General features: G+C 43.0%; 12 protein-coding genes. 3 read left to right on the forward strand and 9 right to left on the reverse strand.

What is annotated here, in order from left to right:
* Window positions 1-40: 40 nt before the first annotated feature.
* The 4 genes from OLM34_RS09760 to OLM34_RS09775 all read right to left on the reverse strand — a co-directional run bounded on the left by OLM34_RS09760 (window position 41) and on the right by OLM34_RS09775 (window position 6,414).
* Window positions 41-1,621 carry a THUMP domain-containing protein gene (locus OLM34_RS09760; RefSeq protein WP_264406974.1) on the reverse strand — a complete coding sequence of 527 codons (1,581 nt, stop codon included), beginning with the start codon at window positions 1,619-1,621 and terminating at the stop codon, window positions 41-43.
* Window positions 1,622-1,838: 217 nt separating this feature from the next.
* A complete protein-coding gene (locus tag OLM34_RS09765) occupies window positions 1,839-2,597 on the reverse strand; it encodes a DUF3575 domain-containing protein (protein ID WP_264406976.1) in 759 nt (252 codons plus the stop codon).
* 182 nt (window positions 2,598-2,779) lie between these two features.
* Window positions 2,780-4,312 (reverse strand): glycoside hydrolase family 10 protein, encoded by a 1,533-nt coding sequence (locus tag OLM34_RS09770; protein ID WP_264406978.1) that lies wholly within the window; start codon window positions 4,310-4,312, stop codon window positions 2,780-2,782.
* Window positions 4,309-6,414 carry a cation:proton antiporter gene (locus OLM34_RS09775; RefSeq protein WP_264406979.1) on the reverse strand — a complete coding sequence of 702 codons (2,106 nt, stop codon included), beginning with the start codon at window positions 6,412-6,414 and terminating at the stop codon, window positions 4,309-4,311. The genes OLM34_RS09770 and OLM34_RS09775 overlap by 4 nt, the downstream gene beginning before the upstream one ends.
* A 171-nt stretch (window positions 6,415-6,585) precedes the next feature.
* Here OLM34_RS09775 and uvrA point away from each other — a divergent pair, with 171 nt between their 5' ends.
* A complete protein-coding gene (uvrA, locus tag OLM34_RS09780) occupies window positions 6,586-9,381 on the forward strand; it encodes an excinuclease ABC subunit UvrA (protein WP_264406991.1) in 2,796 nt (931 codons plus the stop codon).
* A 53-nt stretch (window positions 9,382-9,434) separates the two neighbouring features.
* On the opposite strand, the gene OLM34_RS09785 is transcribed toward uvrA, so the two are convergent.
* Both OLM34_RS09785 and dgt read right to left on the reverse strand, forming a co-directional pair.
* Window positions 9,435-9,770, reverse strand: coding sequence for a hypothetical protein (locus tag OLM34_RS09785; protein WP_264406980.1), 336 nt, complete (start codon window positions 9,768-9,770; stop codon window positions 9,435-9,437).
* Window positions 9,771-10,041: 271 nt separating this feature from the next.
* Window positions 10,042-11,370, reverse strand: a complete 1,329-nt coding sequence (dgt, locus tag OLM34_RS09790) for a dGTP triphosphohydrolase (RefSeq protein WP_264406982.1) — start codon at window positions 11,368-11,370, stop codon at window positions 10,042-10,044.
* 197 nt (window positions 11,371-11,567) lie between these two features.
* Here dgt and feoB point away from each other — a divergent pair, with 197 nt between their 5' ends.
* Both feoB and OLM34_RS09800 read left to right on the forward strand, forming a co-directional pair.
* Window positions 11,568-13,976: a ferrous iron transport protein B gene (gene feoB / locus OLM34_RS09795; RefSeq protein WP_264406983.1), complete on the forward strand. Its 2,409-nt coding sequence runs from the start codon at window positions 11,568-11,570 to the stop codon at window positions 13,974-13,976.
* A gap of 195 nt (window positions 13,977-14,171) precedes the next feature.
* Window positions 14,172-15,545, forward strand: a complete 1,374-nt coding sequence (locus tag OLM34_RS09800; protein ID WP_264406984.1) for an MATE family efflux transporter — start codon at window positions 14,172-14,174, stop codon at window positions 15,543-15,545.
* Here OLM34_RS09800 and OLM34_RS09805 read toward each other — a convergent pair.
* The 3 genes from OLM34_RS09805 to OLM34_RS09815 form a co-directional block, all read right to left on the reverse strand.
* Window positions 15,502-15,918, reverse strand: coding sequence for an HIT family protein (locus OLM34_RS09805; RefSeq protein ID WP_264406985.1), 417 nt, complete (start codon window positions 15,916-15,918; stop codon window positions 15,502-15,504). The two genes, OLM34_RS09800 and OLM34_RS09805, sit on opposite strands and share 44 nt — an antisense overlap.
* Window positions 15,919-15,931: 13 nt before the next feature.
* Entirely contained in the window at window positions 15,932-16,402 is a 471-nt protein-coding gene (greA, locus tag OLM34_RS09810) for a transcription elongation factor GreA (RefSeq protein WP_264406986.1), read from the reverse strand.
* A 242-nt stretch (window positions 16,403-16,644) separates the two neighbouring features.
* Window positions 16,645-17,070 (reverse strand): DbpA RNA binding domain-containing protein, encoded by a 426-nt coding sequence (locus OLM34_RS09815; protein ID WP_264406987.1) that lies wholly within the window; start codon window positions 17,068-17,070, stop codon window positions 16,645-16,647.
* Between the last annotated feature and the right edge of the window lie 133 nt (window positions 17,071-17,203).

The following is a 17,203-nucleotide window of genomic DNA, read 5'->3' on the forward strand; positions in this document are numbered from 1 at the left end:
AGACTTCACTATTATGAAAGAACAAAAGAGTGGCTGGCGGTCACTCTTCGTTCTTTTTGGGAGATGATGTTCCTGAAGATTTTCTATCGGAACGGAACGTTTTCTTTTCGCCTTTATACGTTTTTCCCTTTTTCTCAAATCGTGTGTTTGATGAAGATTTTTCGTCGAATCTATGTCTGGGTGGAAAATCGTTTTTTGGTCGATATTCGCGTTTTTCCCGATCGTCTTCCGACAATTTTTCCCGACGTCTGAATGGCTTCTTTTCGGTTGTCGAATTGTTATCGCGATTTCTCGCCTCGTACGATCTTTTATACGGCCTTTCGCCATCCTTTTCCGAAAACCGTTTTCCCCGATTTGATGAAAAGTCTTTTCCTTTGAAATCTTCATGAGGATTCCTTCGTGCTACCTCTGTCGTTTTCCGCTCTTTGTGTTCGCGACGAAGATCATATTCGGTATGTTCGTGGCGAACGTGATCTTCTCGCTTGCCCGAGAAAATTTCATATTCTCGCATTTCGCATTCCAGTTGACCGTTGAACAGCGGGAATCGCCTGCTTGCTTTCAGTCCGATTTTATCGAACAATTCTTTTTTGTAACTCAAAATATAAGCACGGTATCCCATAAAAACGTGCTTAAGCCGTTCGCCGATTAGCGCATAGAGTTCGTCGATATCTTCAACCTTGATGCGTTCTCCATACGGAGGATTGGTCATTAACACGCCTGCCGGTTTAGGTGCTTCAGTGTATTGCTGTAATGCTTTCACCTCCAAATCGATATATTTTTTCAATCCGGCATTTCGAATATTCTTTTCGGCAACTGCAATAGCCTTTGGAGAGATGTCGGAACCAATGATGCGATAGCGAAAGTCGCGTGCGCAGGAGTCATCATTGTAAATTTCGCTAAAAAGTTCTTCATCGAAATCGCTCCAGTTTTCAAAGGCGAAATGTTTTCGATGAATACCCGGAGGAATACCCAAGGCAATCATTGCCGCTTCAATCAGTAATGTTCCCGATCCGCACATCGGGTCGATAAAGGTGCTTTCTCCATGCCATCCCGATTTCAGGATCATGCCGGAAGCCAGCACTTCGTTAAGAGGTGCTTCGGTTTGTGCTACTCGATAGCCGCGCTTGTGCAGCGATTCACCCGAACTGTCGAGCGACAGCGTGCAGGTTTTGTGAGTTATGTGGATATTGAATACCAAATCGGGATTACTGACACTTACCGATGGACGTTTGCCGTATTTTTCCGTAAAATAGTCGGCGATGGCGTCTTTCACCCGATAAGCGACGAACTTGGAATGGGTAAAAATGTGTGAATTAACTACCGAATCCACGGCAAAAGTTTTGTCGAGCGAAAGGTATTCTTCCCAATTCATTTTTTTCACTTCATCGTACACTTCATCGGCATTTTCGGCTTTGAAGGTATAGATGGGTTTCAATATTCTCAACGCAGTGCGGCAATGGATATTTGCCTTGTACATTAAGGCTTTGTCTCCTGTAAAAGATACCATGCGGGTGCCGATTTCCACATTTTCGGCTCCAATACCGATAAGTTCTTCTGCAAGTACATCTTCGAGTTCTGCCATTGTTTTGGCAATCAGGGGGAATTTGTCGGATTCGTTCATTCGCGGAATTATCAATTATTTCGGGTGCAAAGATAGGAAATCTTTGGTTATGAGCGATATTAAAATTGGTTGAGGAAATCGGTATAGAAGAAAAGGTGCGGTTTCAAAAATTAACCGCTGAGAATTGAATAGTCGAAATTGTTTCCCGTTAAAAGAAGAAAGACAAAAAGGGTGAAATCACATTGTGATACACCCTTTTGCTTGTGTTTAATAGGTTTTAGAATCGGTATCCGATAGAGAATGAGCCGCGAATAAATGCCCACGGCCCCTTAATCTTGACATGAGCCGAATGATCGTTAACTGTAACTTCGCTCTTGATGATAGGGATGTCCAATGCGTCTTCAATATCTTCTTTTATTTCTTCTTGATCTTGTGGAGAGATTGTCTCCTGCGTTAAACCATTAAAATTACCCGAGCTTATTCCTCCATGAATTCCCAGAATAGACCAGTCCAATACAATGTTTTTTCTCGATCCCACCAACCATTGACAACCCAGAACGATTCCCCCACTGTGTGTTTTGAGTGAACCGTCGAGATCGATCGTATGTTCTTCTTCATCGGCATCAAAAGTTGTCGATAGTTGATAGAGGGAAAAACGTTCGAACCGGTAATAAGGGCCGATGTAAAAACCTCCGCCGTATCCCGAAGCCAAATAAAATCGGAGTTCGGGCGTGAACGAGAATGTGCCCACTTCAAGTGTTTTCAACGTTTCATCGTCTGTAAAATTTTCGAGATAAGGTACGCCTCCTCTCGGCATGAAATTGCAACCGAGGATTAAACTTACCTTTCTGCTCAGCATACGTTCGCCATAAAAAGCGTAATTCCTTATAGCAGCACCCAACAGATTAAATTTTATGATGTTCTTCCCATCTGTCGGCCCATACGACAAATACATGGGTTTCGTAGTCGGTTTGCCTTGCGAAAACAAGGCAAGTGAACACGTTGCTGCTAACCATAAAGCAACAAATTTTTTCATACCGCTTTGAATTTAAAGGGTGAATTCAAAGCAAATATACAGCATTATTTTCTTTTTCGGTTTAAAAATTTAATTTATTTTTCAAATTAATGGAAATATTTTGTTCGCGGTTTTATATCAGTTGTTTTGGTTAAAATATATGCGCCTTACAACGACTTTTTAATCATATTTTTTATCAAATATTAGAGCTTTACTTTTATCTTTTTTGCTTTTGATTCATTCTTAAAAGCATCTAATGCGGTAACCACATACGTGTAACTGTTTTTTCCTCCTTCGTAGGGAAGAATATAGAAATTGTCCGGCGTAACTTCTAGTATATTTTCAGCTTTACCAGTATCTGTTTTTTCGCCTTTGCGAAACCGGTAGACCACAAAATACTGAGCAGCTTCGGGATTATCCGATTGTTTTTTGTGATCCCATGTAAGAAAGTGCATATCTTCGGTAAAAACCTCGGTAAGGTTTTTAACTTTATCGGGACGTCCGTTGTGCATGTGGGTATAAGGAGGAATAAGCGATTTTGCCGGATGAATGCGGCTTTTGAGGATATCGGCTGCCTCATTGGTGTTTTCGGTGATCAGATAACCGTACCAGTAACAGTTTCCTTCCACAAATGCCATTTCACGTGATTGACGAATTTTGGTTAGCAGTTCATTTTTATCGATACTGCGTTTCAAATCCTGTCCGATATAGAGCGGGCGATCAAAACTGTTGGCGTTCCACCAGTTGAGTAAAGTCTGGTAATCGGCATTCTTGTGGCCTATTTCCCAATACAGCTGTGGTAAATTATAGTCGACCCATCCTTTTTTCACCCACAGTTGAATGTCGGCATACAGATCACCATAATTTTCCAGTCCGTTTGTTTCGCTTCCCGAACCGTCAGGCGTGTTTTTCTTGTTGCGGTAAATGCCAAATGGGCTGATTCCGAAACGCACCCAAGGTTTTGCTCCTGCAATCGTATATTTAATCTGCTGAATAAGTAAATTGACATTGTTTCTGCGCCAATCGTCGCGCTGATTTTGCGAGAATCCTTGCAGCGCAGCGTATTTATTGAAGCTTTTATCGTCGGGGAAAGGTTTTCCAGCAATGGGATAAGGATAAAAATAATCGTCCATGTGGATGGCATCCACATCGTATCGTGATACGATATCTTTCACTACACGACAAATAAATTCGCGGTTTTCGGGCAAACCCGGGTCGAAAAACAATTGGTTCCCATATTGAATGAATCTTTCCGGGTATTGCCAATAGATATGGTTGGGAGCAAGCTCGTAGTTGACGTTTGTTTTTACCCGGTAGGGGTTAAGCCAGGCATGGAGTTCCATCCCTCGTTTGTGGCATTCGTCGATGATGAAAGCCAGCGGATCAAAGTCGGGATCATCAGGTGCCTGACCCTGTTTGCCTGTCAGAAATCGACTCCAGGGTTCTATGTTCGATTTGTAAAAAGCATCTGCTTCGGGTCTTACCTGAAAAATCACGGCGTTTATCCCCGCCTCATCCAGTTTCCGTACCATTTCTGCGATGTAATGTTTCATGGCGGCACTGTTCATTTTTTGATACCGTGTTTGTCCTACAGTCTGTACCCATGTACCCCGGAATTCATGTTTCGGGGTCGGGTCGGCAACATGAATCAGTGCCTGTTTAGATGAACCACAGGAAAAAAATAGAAAAACGGAGAGAACAAAGATCGAGTCGTATAAAATTGATTTGGGGTTCATGAGGGTTGTTGTTTATAAATCTTGAATGGTGTAAATATGGGATGATCGGCTTCGAGCAACACATTAGGAGTATGTTGCTGTGGGTAAATAATAATGCGGTTATGGTGGGGAAAGAGGGTTTCCAAACGGGTGGGGAAATGATCAAGTCCTATAATATAGGAGATATATCCTCGATGTGCCGAAACCAACATGATGAGATCTCCCTCTTTGATGTACTCTGCGCAACTCATCGGATTGTTCCAGTCGGTGAACGGAATGAAAACGAAAAGGTTTTTGATGTTTTTTTGATCGGCAATTGTTTTTTGTGTGTCGGGATGGCCTAGATGGACGACAGGTAGAGAAAGTTCTTGAGCCAGCTTTACCACTTTTCTCAGCCATACACTGAAGCCGTATTCTTTTTCTGCCAGTGGCGGAGAAATGACAACGATCCTACTGTTTGAAATTAATGGTTTTTCGAGATGGCAGATAAAAAGATTTTTGTCCAGACTCCGAATGGTGGCATCTACTTTATCTCCGAGTAATTTATCGAGAAGTCCTATTTTTCCGCCCGGCCATCCCATGATGACAATATCGGCCATCGTTTCTCGCGCTGTGCGTACGATACCATTGGGGATGTTATAATCGATGGTGGTGATAATGTCCACATTCATTTCTGCTGCAGAAGCATCCATTACCGATTCTTGTAGTTTTTGGCGGAATTTGATGATGTTTTTTTCGGCTTCTACATTATTGGGAACCACACCCAACAAGGAAACGGGATTTGGAGATTTGGGGTCTTTAATCAATAAGGCCAAGTCCACAAGATATCCTATGTTTGCCGGATTGGCAATGGCCACGAGGATTTTTTCCTGAGCATAGTTTCCCAATGCGGCGGGAGTGAAGCTGCTTTCTTCCTCCTCCATCACCAATTGTTTGGCTGCTCTTTGAGTGGCTAACGACGAAATAATGCAGGTGATGAGGATAAGGATAATGGTTCCGTTGAGGATATACTCGTCGAGAATGCCCGCCTGGTAACCAACAATGATGATTGCCAGTGTAGCTGCTGCATGTGAACTGCTTAATCCGAAAATAAGTCCCCGCTGCGATGCCGAATAATTGAACGCCTTTTGCGTGAAAAATGCCGCCAGCCATTTACCCATAATGGCGACACAGGTTAAAACCAGCGCCACAATCAGGGTTTCCCATCCGGTAAGAACCACTTTTACGTCGACAATCATGCCCACCGAAATAAGAAAAATGGGAATAAATAAGGCATTTCCGAAAAAATCGATACGGTTCATTAAGGCTGAGGTGTGGGGAATCAGTCGGTTGAGGGCCAAGCCGGCAGCAAACGCGCCGATAATGGGTTCCAATCCCCCGAGTTCGGCAAGAAAGCCACAGACGAATAAAATGAAAAGGACAAAAATATAATGAGAATATTTATCGTCTTCCACTTTTTGAAAAAACCATTTTGCCAGTTTTGGAATTAAGAGGAAAACAATGATGGAGAACAGGATTAACGAAACAATCAGTTTTACCCAGAATCCGCCATTCAGTGCGCCATCGTTGGCCGAGGTGATAATTGCAAGTATGATGAGCACAGCAGCATCGGTAAAGATAGTCCCCCCTACCGTAATGGCAATAGCCTGATTTTTGGAAACTCCCATCCGGCTGACAATAGGGTAGGAAACCAGGGTGTGGGTCGAAAACATGCTTGCTGTAAGAAAAGCAGGCATCTGATCGTAGCCGAGTACATAGCGACAAATGGGGTAACCGATCAGCAATGGAAACATAAAAGTAAAAAAACCAAAAATAAGACTTTTGTTCCGATTAGCCACAAATTCGTTGAAGTCCAGCTCTAGCCCGGCTGTAAACATGATGTACATTAATCCGATGGTGGAAAACATTTCCATACCGGAATCGTTGGAAAGGATATCGAATCCATAAGGTCCGACAAGTATTCCGGCGATAATAAGACCGATAATGGAGGGTAGATTGATTCTTTTGAATAGGGAGGGGATAATCAGAACAATGGCTAAAAGTACCAGAAAAACAAGGATAGGATCGTGTAGAGGCAAAGCAAAATCGCCTGTTGCAATCGATGTCGTTTGTTGAGTTTGCACTTTTATTTCCTTGATTTAGAGGTGATTTTAAGAATAATAGTGCCTGGATAAAACTTCATGCGAAATGAATTTTCATCTAGGTGCAAAAATAGTCAAATTATTTCGATTTATTGACATTGATGTACTTTTTTGTCGCTGCTAAAGTGATTATCTTTGCATATTTAAAACATGATGAGCAATCTTAAGCAAATCGAAATAAAAGGTGCACGCGTCAATAATTTGAAAAACGTTGATGTAACCATTCCCCGAAATACGTTTACCGTTATTACCGGACTTTCGGGTTCGGGGAAATCGTCGTTGGCATTCGATACACTGTATGCTGAGGGACAGCGACGTTACGTAGAGAGCCTTTCGGCTTATGTACGGCAGTTTCTTGGTCGCATGAACAAACCCGAGTGCGATTACATCAAAGGCATTCCTCCCGCCATTGCAATCGAACAAAAGGTGAATACCCGCAATCCGCGTTCAACAGTAGGCACTTCCACCGAAATTTACGATTATCTGCGTCTGCTTTATGCACGTATCGGGAAAACCATTTCGCCTGTTTCGGGTAAAGAGGTGAAAAGGCATTATGTGAGCGATGTCATTCGCAAGATGCTGGAATATCGCGAAGGCACGCGTATGGTTGTTCTTTCTCCCATCGTGTTGCGCAACGGGCGCGATTTGCGTGAACAGTTGAATATCCTGATCAAGGAAGGATTCACTCGGGTAAATGTTGGGGATGAATTTTATCGGATCGACGAGCTGCTTGCACAAAAAAATCTTCCTCCGGCAGAAGAAGTGATGCTGGTGATCGATCGTCTTTCGTGTTCCTCCGACAAAGCCACCATCAACCGGTTGTCCGATTCGTTGGAAACGGCTTTTCTGGAAGGAGAAGGAGAGTGTGTGGTGCGATTTTGGGGAGAAAAGGGGGTTGAGTCGTATACTTTTTCCAACCGCTTCGAAGCCGACGGGATAAAGTTCGAAGAACCAACCGAACTGATGTTCAATTTCAACAGTCCGGTTGGTGCTTGTCCCCAATGCGAGGGGTTCGGCATGGTTATAGGAATCGATGAGAATCTGGTAATTCCCGACAAAAGCCTGTCGGTTCAGGAAGAATGTGTGCAGTGTTGGAGAGGCGAAAAAATGAGCGAATGGCGCAAGGAGTTTGTCAACAATGCCTACAAAGTGGATTTTCCCATTTATCGGGCCTATTACGATTTGACCGACGAAGAAAAGGACATTTTGTGGAACGGGCGTCATGAATTGGGCATTTATGGCATAAACGATTTCTTTCGGATGCTTGAGCAGAATCTCTACAAAATACAATATCGGGTCATGCTGGCGCGCTATCGAGGCAAAACTGTTTGTCCCCAATGCAAAGGCACGCGATTAAAACCTGAGGCATTGTATGTGAAAGTTGGCGGAAAATCGATTACCGAACTGGTAACAATGCCGGTTGTCGAACTTAAGGATTTTTTTAATCGGTTGAACTTGGACGAAACCGATGCTTTCATTGCCGAGCGCTTGCTCATCGAGATTCATAACCGATTGCAGTTTCTGATCGATGTGGGGTTAGGTTATCTTACCCTTAATCGCCTTTCCAATACCCTTTCCGGAGGAGAGAGTCAGCGCATTAACCTCGCTTCGTCGCTCGGGAACAGCCTGGTGGGATCGCTCTATATTCTCGATGAACCCAGCATCGGACTCCATTCGCGGGATACCCATTTGCTCATTCAGGTACTCAGAAGGTTGCAGCAGTTAGGCAATACGGTGGTTGTTGTGGAGCACGATGAAGAGATTATCCGTGCGGCAGATTACATTATCGATATTGGACCAAAAGCGGGAGTACTGGGTGGTGAAATCATATATCAGGGGAAGGTGTCGGAATTGGAAATGAATTCCGATAGTTACACCGTGAAGTATCTCACAGGAGAAGAAAAGATAGAAGTGCCCAAAACGCGTCGCAAATGGAACAATTACATCGAAGTGAAAGGTGTACGCCAGCATAATCTGAAGAATATCGACGTGAAGTTTCCGCTCAACGTAATGACGGTGGTGACCGGTGTGAGCGGATCGGGCAAATCGTCCCTCGTAAACGATGTGCTTTATAATGCTTTGATGTATCAGTACAAAGGTACGGCTATGGAACATGCCGAATTCAACGGCCTTTCAGGCGATATTAAATTGGCAAAACATGTCGAGTACGTCGATCAGAATCCTATCGGCAAATCGTCACGCTCAAATCCGGTAACCTACCTCAAGGCGTATGACGAGATCCGTAAGCTTTTCGCCGCGCAACCGCTATCTAAACAAATGAATTTTTCGCCTGCCTACTTCTCGTTCAATGTAGAAGGAGGACGATGCGAAGAGTGTAAAGGGGAAGGTACCATCACAGTGGAAATGCAGTTTATGGCCGATATCAAGCTGGAGTGTGAAGCCTGTCATGGTAAACGATTCTCGCCCGAAGTACTCGAAGTGGAATATCGGGGAATGAATATTTACGATGTGTTGGAAATGACTGTGGATCAGGCGATCGATTTTTTTGGTGCACAAAAAGGATCAATCGAGAAAAAGATAGTGAAACGTCTTCAACCCCTTCACGATGTCGGTTTGGGTTATGTAAAACTGGGACAGTCGTCAGCTACACTATCAGGTGGTGAAAATCAGCGGGTTAAGCTGGCTTATTATCTGGGTGAAGAAAAAACCGAACCTACCCTTTTTATTTTCGACGAACCCACGACCGGTTTGCACTTTCATGATATCAAAACACTGCTGAAAGCTTTTGATGCGCTGCTTGAGAGAGGTCACACGGTTATTATTATCGAGCATAACCTGGAAGTGATCAAGTGTGCCGACCATATTATCGATTTGGGTCCCGAAGGCGGAAAAGCCGGGGGATACATTGTCTGTGAAGGTACACCTGAGCAAGTTGCCGCTTGCGATAAATCGTATACCGGCCGGTTTTTAAAAGAGAAATTGCAATGAAATTCCTCTTTTATTCTGCATAACCCCGGTTGCGGGTGTTTTTTAATCTTATTTCAATACACCGATACCCCGGCGGCGCTTTGCATTAAATCCGTAATGGATGACCAAAATGCGGCCAAAAATAAGATGTAAAGTATCAAGCCGATAGCAGTCCACACTAGGGATGCTTTTGCCCAGTTTGATTTGTTGGGATTAATGTTTTTGTCGAATGCCCAAATAAACAGCATCACGATGTTTACAATGGGAATAATCATAATGAGATAGATGATGAGCCAGTCTTTTACTTTCATCACGGGTGCCTGTTGAAAATCATCGCATGTTTCCACCGGGGTTGCCGTCGGCGGAGTTACTGGCTGTTGTTGATTAGATTGAAATTCTTCGTTTTCCATTTTCAAATAAAGTTAGATTCTTAATAGATTAACATCGCAACGATAAAAAAGTTTGAAAAATGATCGAAAGGATGACTGTTTTATCAAAAATGGAGATTCAGAAAAAATATTGGCAGAATGTCTCCCGACGCCCTGCCAAACATGTTAACCTTAAATCTAATACTATTATGAAAAAACCACGATGCAAATATAAAAAAGAAATCAAAACGCACCAAATAATTTCAATAAAAAAGAAAAATTATTTTCAAAATATCAATTTATTACTTTGAATTTAAATTTCCGGCAACCCCATGCCTGTTATTTTCCGGTACAAATCCAATGCATACAAATCGGTCATTCCCGATATATAATCGATGATGGATTGGATCTTTCCGTATAACGATGAAGCGCAGGTTTCGTATTGATCCGGTATCCGCCCCAACAAAAGTCGGGAATATACATGCGAGGGTGTTTGTACGGCATTCACAAATTTTTCCAACAGAAAACCAATGATGCGATAACCGGCGAGTTCGATATCCAGCACGTCTTTCGACCGATAAATATTTTCGGCAGCAAATTTCGAACAGTTCAGGTAGGCATTTTTAGCTTTATCTGAAATGTTTTTGATAAGTGCTTTTTGTTCTTCACCGGCAAGAATCGACTCCTCGTTTTGCAGAAATACTTTCGCACATTCGTTTACCAGCAAACCGATTACATTTGCCCGCAGATAAGCAATCTGCTCATTTACGTCGCTTACCATGTTGAGGTTCTTTTCACAATGGGAACGTTGTTCTTCATCGAAGAAACCGAATAGCAGATCGATGGTTTTTTCGGTAGTTACCAGATGAAGTTTGTGTGCATCTTCAATGTCCATGATCTGATAAGAGATATCGTCGGCAGCTTCTACCAGATAAACCGGAGGATAACGCATGAATTTGACCGGATTTTCATTGATGCATGTGATGCCGAGTTCGTGGGCAATGATTCGATATTCGTCTTCTTCCGAAGCGAAAAAACCGAATTTGTTTTTTCCTCCGCTCAGTTCCGATGAGAAGGGGTATTTAACAATGGAGGCCAGCGTAGAATACGTGAGAGCAAAGCCGCCACGTCTTCGTCCCTGAAACTGATGCATCAGCAACCTTAGGGTATTGGCATTGCCTTCGAAACAGGTGAAATCGCTCCACCTGCCTCCTTCGGCTTCCACTTCTGCTTTCAGTTTACGGCCTTCTCCCTCAGAGAAGAATGTCGATATGGCCTTCTCTCCCGAATGACCAAAAGGAGGGTTGCCCAAATCGTGCGCTAGGCAAGCAGCCGAAACAATGGAAGCGATTTCTTCGAAATGAGCCGGTGAGTAAGGATATTTTTTTCGAAGTTCACGTCCAACCAATTCACCTAAAGAGCGACCCACACTCGAAACCTCCAGACTATGTGTCAGTCGGTTGTGCACAAAAATGCTTCCCGGAAGAGGAAAGACCTGTGTCTTGTTTTGAAGACGTCGAAAAGGCGACGAAAAAATCAACCGGTCATAATCTCGTTGGTATTCCGTACGCTCCTGTTTTTTCTCACTTCGGTAGTTTTCGAGACCAAAGCGTTTAATCGAGAGCAGTTGAATCCAGTCCATTTTTTTGTTTTATTTCTTACAAATTTACAGGATATTTTTCGATTTATTACAGCCTTTGTCAATAATCGGTATAAGTAATGTCGATTATTATTTAAAACAATTATAAATAATTTACACAGAAAATGTTTTTCTTAAGCAAAAAATGCCCATCTTTGCATTTCGAATCGAAAAATCGGCTATACGGAATTTTATTAAATATGCGTCTCTCTGAACTCCCAACCGGCGAAAAGGCATACATCCTGAAAGTGCATGGCAGTGGTGCATTCAGAAAACGCCTCTTGGAAATGGGATTTGTACGTGGAGAAGAAGTGAAGTCCATTCTCAATGCCCCTCTTAAAGATCCCATCAAATACCGCATTATGGGTTATGAAGTATCGTTGCGTCGCAGCGAAGCCGTAATGATCGAAATATCCATGCTCGAAGAAGATGTCTTGTCTTTCCCGGCAGGACAGACAGAAAAAGAAGAACCGGATGTTTTGGCCGAACACATGCAGCCTGAATACAATAGAAGGCAGAGAAGAAGGAGAGGGCATTTTCATCACGATTCATCGCATCGCTTCATTAGAGTTGCTCTTGTTGGGAATCCCAACAGCGGGAAAACATCTTTGTTCAATCTTGCTTCCGGTGCTCACGAACATGTGGGCAATTACGGTGGGGTAACTGTCGATTCCAAAATCGGCAGGTTTTATCACAAGGACTACACCATAGAGCTCGTCGATTTGCCCGGAACTTATTCCTTATCTGCCTATACACCAGAGGAACGCTATGTACGTAACTATCTTGTGAAAGAACAACCCGATATGGTCATCAACGTGGTGGGTGCATCGGTCTTGGAAAGGAATTTGTATCTGACGACGGAGTTGATGGATATGGGGGTTCCGATGGTTATTGCCCTCAATATGTACGATGAATTGGAACAGAGTGGTAGCACATTCGATTATCTCGCGTTGTCTAGAATGATCGGTATCCCTATTGTTCCTACTGTAGCAAAGCGCGGTCAGGGCATTCCCGAACTACTTGACGAGGTAATTAAAAAATACGAAGGGGAAGACAAAAGGGAGCAGGCACGCATCCCTTATGGAAGGGTGCTCGAGAGAGCCATCGAACTCATGGAGCGGGAATTTACCAATGTGGATATTTCATGGCTGCATCTCCCGTTGCGGTATCTCTGTATCAAACTGCTTGAAGGCGATAAGGAGATAGAGGAAATGATCGGAGGACTATCAAAGCGCGATGAAATATTTGCCTGTCGCGACAAAGAACGGGTATACATTGAGAAGCTGCTGCGCGAGGATGCCGAGTCTGCTTTTGCCAATGCTCGTTACGGCTTCATCGAAGGAGCACTCAAAGAAACCTTGATCGAAAAGTCAAATATTCACAACAAAACCCGCATACTGGATGCCATTGTAACGAACAAATATATTGGCTTCCCCATCTTTTTTCTGTTTATGTGGATTATGTTTGAAGCTACGTTCAGGCTGGGCGAATATCCCATGCAAGGTATTGAATGGTTAGTGGATACAACCGGTAATTTCATTCGTTCGAACATGGCAAACGGCCCGTTGAAAGACTTGCTTGTCGAAGGCATCATCGGCGGGGTGGGAGGAGTGATCGTTTTCTTGCCCAACATCGTCATTCTCTACTTGTTTATTGCTTTTATGGAAGATTCGGGTTACATGGCGCGAGCGGCTTTTATCATGGACAAAGTGATGCACAAGATGGGGCTGCATGGAAAATCGTTTATTCCCCTTCTTATGGGCTTTGGTTGCAATGTTCCTGCCATTTTGTCCACTCGCACCATCGAAAGCCGCAACAGCCGCATGATTACCATGCTGATTGTTCCTTTCATGTCGTGTAGTGCACGGCTTCCGGTCTATCTTCTTTTTGCAGGAACGTTTTTCAGTCGTTATGCCGGGTTGGTGCTGTTGGGATTATACGCCACCGGAATTTTGCTAGCCGTGCTTTCGGCACGTCTGTTTCGCAGGTTCCTGTTTAAGGAAGAAGACACCCCCTTTGTGATGGAATTACCCCCTTACCGATTGCCCACCTTCAAATCGGTGGTGATTCACATGTGGGATCGGTCGTATCAGTATCTCAAGAAAATTGGTGGACCGATTCTCATTGCCTCCATCATTATTTGGTTTTTAGGCTATTTCCCGCAAAATCCTTCTCTCGCGGAAGATCGTGTTGCAGAACATCAGGAACAATCATATATCGGGCAGATCGGTAAATGCATCGAACCCGTGATGCGTCCGTTGGGATTCGACTGGAAAATATCGGTAAGCCTGCTTTCGGGGATGGCGGCCAAAGAGATTGTTATTAGTACGATGGGCGTTTTGTATACCGGAGATGACTCAAATCAGGCTTCGCTTCAGCAACGGTTGCTTGCTGAAACACATGCGGATGGTACACCCGTCTTCACTCCGCTTGTTGTCCTCGGTTTCTTGCTTTTCGTTCTTATTTATTTCCCGTGCATTGCCACCATTGCGGCCATAAAGGAAGAATCGGGATCATGGAAATGGGCACTCTTCAGCATTTTTTATTCCACCGGACTGGCGTGGATGGTTGCTTTTCTGGTACATTGGATAGGGAATTTATGGATATAAAAACAACGTTTCAAAACTTTCTTTACGCGATAATTGTTTCATAAACATGGATGCACAACTTATCATCGTTATTCTTATCGGTATTGCTGTTGGGGTAAAATTGGGATACGAAATCTTTCGATTTTTCTTCGTGAAAAGAGAGTCCCCTTACTGCAACGGGTGTTCGATGTGTGAGATCAAGAAGAAAAAGACAGCGTGACTGAAACTCTTCGGGAAAACATAACCGGTAATCCGCATTTGTTGGGAGAGAGCGATATCAAAAAACTGCTCATCGAATATTCTCTTCCGGCCATTGTTGGTATGGTTATCGTTTCCCTTTATCATATTGTAGACAGTATTTTCATCGGGCATGGAATCGGAGCACTTGCCATTTCGGGTATGGCCATTACTTTTCCGGTCATGAACATTTTGTCGGCATTTTCCACATTGATAGGAATAGGTGGAGCTACACTCACATCCATTCGTTTTGGAAAAAAAGATGAAAAAGGAGCTTCAAGTATTTTGGGACACGTAACCCTTCTCAATACCGTAAATGCCCTTTTACTGGCAGGTATAACTTATTGCTTTCTCGATCCTATACTAAGGGCTTTCGGTGCAAGCGATGCCCTGCTGCCATATGCCCGCGATTTTATGTCGGTTTATCTATGGGGCACACCCATCATCTTCGTTTTCATTGCGCTTAACAACATCATGCGGGTGAGCGGGTATCCACTCAAAGCCATGATGTCTTCCTTTTTTAGTGTGGGACTGAATGTGATATTGGCGCCTCTTTTCATTTTCGTTTTCGAATGGGGGATGAAGGGAACGGCTTTGGCTACCGTGCTTGCCCAACTGTTGGGATTGATTTGGGTATTGTTGCATTTCCTCGATAAAAAGAGTTACATACATTTCAACAAAGGATTTCACCGACTGTCGTTCAAGACAACAAAAAGCATGCTGTCCATTGGCATTTCTCCGTTTCTGATGAATTTGTGTCTGGGTTTGGTCGTTTTCTTTATCAATGTCGGTTTGATGAAACACGGAGGCGATTTGGCGGTGGGAGCATATGGCATCATCAACCGCATCATTACACTGTTTATCATGGTTGTGGTAGGATTAACCATGGGCATGCAGCCCATAGCCGGTTACAACTACGGAGCAAAGGAAATTGCCCGCACATTTGAAGTGCTCAAATATGCGTTGTTGTGGGGTGTATCGGTGATGACCTTCGGATTTCTGGTATCGGAATTGTTTCCCCATTTCATTGTGAAAATGTTCACAACCGATAGAGAGCTGATAAACATTTCGGCAAGAGGATTGCGCATAGCCATTGCCATGTTTCCTCTTGCCGGTGCACAAATTGTTATCAGTAATTTTTTTCAGTCGATAGGTAAAGTAAAAATATCCATTTTTCTTTCGCTAAGTCGGCAACTGATTTTTTTGCTCCCGCTTTTGCTCATTCTTCCCGATTTTTTGGGAGTCGATGGCGTTTTTCTCAGCCTTTCGGTTGCCGATTTCATCGCCTTTGTGGTTGCCGCCTTAACTTTTATTTATCAGCTGAAGCGGATGAAGAGAATGCTTGAGCGATAGCTTCCGCAATTTCTTTGAACTCCTGTTCCGATAATTTCAAACGTGGATTTGCCAGGCTCATGTCGTTTTCTTTTTGGATAGGAATGAGATGAATGTGCGCATGAGGTACTTCCAAGCCGATTACCATCATTCCCACGCGTTTGCAGGGGATGGATTTTTCGATGGCTTTAGCCGTTTTTTTGGCAAAAAGAATCATGTCGGCCAGCATGGTGTCATCCAGATCAAAGATGTAATCGATTTCCTGTTTGGGAACTACCAGTGTATGGCCTTTTGCCAGGGGGTTGATATCGAGAAAAGCAAAAAACTTGTCATTTTCGGCTACTTTATAGGAAGGGATTTCCCCTGCAATAATTCTGCTGAAAATAGTTGACATGATGATTCCTTTTTTAGATCGAAATATTCAATACTTCAAACGTCATTTGTCCTGATGGAACTTTAATTTCGGCAATATCGCCAACTTTTTTTCCCAACAATCCCTGCGCGATGGGTGTGTTCACCGCTATTTTCCCATTTTTCAAGTCAGCTTCGCTTTCCGAAACCAGTGTGTAGGTCATTTCTTTTTTTGTTTTCACGTTACGAATGGTCACTTTGTTCATGATCTGCACTGTTTCCGTACTGATGGAATTTTCATCGATCAGACGCACCGAAGCAATCAATGCTTTTGTTTGTGCAATTTTAGCTTCCAGCATTCCCTGGGCTTCTTTTGCAGCATCGTATTCGGCATTTTCAGAAAGGTCTCCTTTATCCCTGGCCTCTGCGATTTGGCGGGATATTTCGGGTCTTTGTACAGATTCCATGTATGCCAATTCTTCTTTTAGTTTCCGAAATCCTTCTTCGGTCATGTAAGTAACTGCCATAGTAAAATCTTCTTTTTAATAAATTGATGAATGGTTTATTGATTATTTATCGCTAAAAAAGTAAGAAAAAGAATTCCGGTCTAATATTTCGAGACCGGAACCCTCCTTCTTCCCCTTATTATTTGTTGCAAAGATAAAAATTTGTTCTCTAAAAACAAATTTTTTTGGCTGAGATTATTAAATATGCAGGGCACAAGTTTTTTGTACCCATCCGCTTGTCAGCGTGTTCGAACGGTTATTTTTCATGCAAATAACCGTCCATGTTGCTTTTCGCGTTTTACTTCACAGATTTCTATTCCGGGATTCGAAGCAAATGCATTTATTACTTTGGCTGTCTGATCGGCAAACACCTCAAAAAAAGTAAACTTTTTGGTAATTTCAATCGAACCGATATTGATGGATTTATCGCCGACCATTTCGTTGAATATCCCCAAAAAACGCCGTGTATCTATACCCTGGCGTCCACCGATATTCAGTTTTAAACGAATACGTTTTCCGGTTTTTTGGGCTTGTTTTTTGTTCTGTCTTTGCGTTGATTTTTCTTCCCGATGAAGCGCTTCATTTAAGTCTTCTGCTTCGTTTCCATAATCGGAGAAGCGGTTAAATTCCAGCGAAACAAACCGTTTTAACAGCTCTTCCTTGCTCAAATATTCCAGTTGTTTCATCATTTGACCCATGAGTCTCCTCTGATAACCCCATTTTTCAAAAGTACGAAAAATTGAGATATTTCAGACGAGAGTTGTTTAAAAAATTATTTATTAGAGAGTTTACATTATTTTCAAAACATATCCATTTTTTAAT

It is taken from the genome of Anaerorudis cellulosivorans, assembly GCF_025943985.1.
In the GTDB taxonomy this organism is placed as follows: domain Bacteria; phylum Bacteroidota; class Bacteroidia; order Bacteroidales; family Dysgonomonadaceae; genus Anaerorudis; species Anaerorudis cellulosivorans.